Genomic DNA, 2,113 nt, shown 5'->3' with positions numbered 1-2,113 from the left:
AGGAGTGTGCGGACCTCGGCCGCGAGCTGGCGGCCGGTCCGCCCGCCGTGCTGGTCGTCGTCGCGACGCCCCGCCGACGCTCACCAGAGAAGGCGCCCGGGTCACCTGCAGCTGGACGCCGCTCCCTTCGCCGCGGAGCTGAGCAGGGCTGTGGCGCAGGCGGACTCGGCTGCGCTCGCCGCCCTCGACCCGGCCGTCTGCGACCGGCTCTGGATGCGCGGTCGACCGGCCCTGCAGGTGCTCGCCGCCGCGACCGACGGTCTGGCCGGCGAGCTCGTCGCGGACGAGGCCCCCTTCGGCGTGCAGTACCTGCTCGCCCGTTGGGCCTGAGGGGTCACAGCGGCTGGCCTGTGTCGCAGTCGATGTAGGTGAAGGTCTTGCCGCCCGGCGCGTAGCTGCGGCAGGGCGCGGCGTTGTTGGGACGGGGCTTGGGCACAGAGGTCGTCGGCTGGGGCGCGCTCGTCGTCCGCGGCGTCGGTGTGGGCGCGGGTGGCGGGGCTGCAGGTGTGGGCGTCGTCGTCGGCGCAGGCGGGGGCGCCGGCGTCGTTGGTGCCGACGGCTGCGGGGCCGGCGGAACACTCGTCGTCGGCCGTGACGCGGGCTTGGGCTTCGGCGTGGCGGAGGGTGAGGGCCGCGAGCTTGGGCTCGGCTTCGGGGTGGCCTTCCGCTTCTGCATGGTCTTTGGCTTCGGCGTGTGGCGCACGACGATCTTGCTGAGGCGGTTGATGGTCCGGGCGCGCTCGGTCGTGCCCATCAGGCGTGAGCCGAAGCTGTCCGGGTCGCGCAGGATGGTTCGCAGGGCGACAGCCTCCTTGTAGGCCGCCGCCCGATCGCCGTCCTCGACGGCCTGGTCCACCCGCTCGCTGCGGGCGGCGACGGTGCAGCCGTGCGCTGGGTCGAAGAGCCCGATCTCATTGCTCGAGGCCTGCTCGTGCGCCGCATCCACTTCCGCGCGATAGCGGAAGTTGGGCGCGATGTGCATCGGCACGGCGAGGCCGAGGCGCACGAGGTCGGCGTTGACGAAGCCGCGCCCGTCGTGGACGCCGCGCAGCTCACGGTCGTAGCGGTCCCGCCCGTCCTCGTCACGAGAGAGCTTGACCTCGCTGCCGACGGGCAGCCGCTCCCGGAGGTAGTCCGTGGCCTCCTCGGCGAGACACTCCGAGTCGGCACCCTGACGCCCCACCTCGGGGGTGTCGATGTTGAGCAGGCGGACCCGGTGGACGTCGCCTGAGTAGCGCACGTCGAGGGTGTCGCCGTCGACGATCTTGACCACCTCGGCGACACGGTCGTCCGGCTGGCGGACGGCGGCGGCGACAGTGAGGCCGCCGGCTGCGACAAAGGAGGCGGAGAGGAAGGCGGTGACCACGGCCGCAGTGCTGGGCATGGCTGCACCTTAGAGCCGTGACGCAATACCCGGTAGGGGTGTTTCTGTCCGGCGTGACACGGCGCCCCCGACGCCGGCTGAGGGGTCACACCTCGAGCTTGAAGCCCTCGTGCGTCGCGACGTAGCCGAGCCGCTCGTAGAAGCGGTGCGCCTCGGGGCGCCGCTTGTCGCTCGTCAGCTGCACGAGGGTCACGCCACGGGCGCGCGCTGGTCGTGGGCCCACTCCATGAGGGCACCGCCGAGGCCGCTGCCGCGGGTGCTCGAGTGGACCCGCACGCCCTCGACGATCATCCGCATCGCACCACCGCGGCTCAGGCCGGGCACGAAGGTCAGCTGCAGCGTGCCGACGGCGCGCCCTCCTCGTCGCGCACGATCGCGAGGAGCTGCTGCGGGTCGGCGTCGACCGCGTCGAAGGCCGCGAGATAGGGGGTCAGGTCCGTGCCCTCGCGGCCGGCGCCGATGACGTCGTCGCGCAGCAGTGCCGCGATGTCGGCGACGTCCTCGCGGGTGGCGCGGGTGACGACGACGTCGGCCGTCGCGGTGGTGATGCGGTCCATGGGTCTCCTCGGTGGTGCCGTCAGTGGCGGCGCGAGACGATCTCGACGACCTGCATGGCGCGGTCGGGCCCCGCGCCCAGCGCCTTGGCCCGGGCGAGGTACTCGCGGGCGGCGTCCTCGAGCAGCGACGTCGCGGCCGCGCTCGCGGGTCTGGCCGCGCAGCATGGTGATC

The 2,113-nt window shown here is 73.3% G+C and carries 5 protein-coding genes; 1 reads left to right on the top strand and 4 read right to left on the bottom strand.

From position 1 onward, the window contains the following. Positions 1-330 (top strand): hypothetical protein (locus tag AC2W7J_RS17705; protein WP_485984034.1); only part of this gene is annotated, 330 nt, incomplete at its 5' end. Positions 331-334: 4 nt separating this feature from the next. Here AC2W7J_RS17705 and AC2W7J_RS17700 read toward each other — a convergent pair. The 4 genes from AC2W7J_RS17700 to AC2W7J_RS17685 form a co-directional block, all read right to left on the bottom strand. Next, the gene (locus tag AC2W7J_RS17700; protein WP_485984032.1) at positions 335-1,384 is read right to left on the bottom strand and encodes a thermonuclease family protein; all 1,050 of its coding nucleotides are present in this window, start codon (positions 1,382-1,384) and stop codon (positions 335-337) included. An 85-nt stretch (positions 1,385-1,469) separates the two neighbouring features. Further along, complete coding sequence (locus AC2W7J_RS17695; protein ID WP_485984030.1) at positions 1,470-1,568, bottom strand: GCN5-related N-acetyltransferase; 99 nt, start codon at positions 1,566-1,568, stop codon at positions 1,470-1,472. Between the two features lie 5 nt (positions 1,569-1,573). Continuing rightward, positions 1,574-1,708 carry a hypothetical protein gene (locus AC2W7J_RS17690; protein WP_485984028.1) on the bottom strand — a complete coding sequence of 45 codons (135 nt, stop codon included), beginning with the start codon at positions 1,706-1,708 and terminating at the stop codon, positions 1,574-1,576. Positions 1,709-1,713: 5 nt separating this feature from the next. Beyond that, complete coding sequence (locus AC2W7J_RS17685) at positions 1,714-1,941, bottom strand: hypothetical protein (RefSeq protein ID WP_485984026.1); 228 nt, start codon at positions 1,939-1,941, stop codon at positions 1,714-1,716. Positions 1,942-2,113: the final 172 nt, after the last annotated feature.

This window comes from Janibacter sp. CFPM2_SD2 (assembly GCF_057364645.1).
The sequence above is the reverse complement of the archived record's forward strand: the minus strand, read 5'-3'. Positions and strand labels throughout refer to the sequence as shown.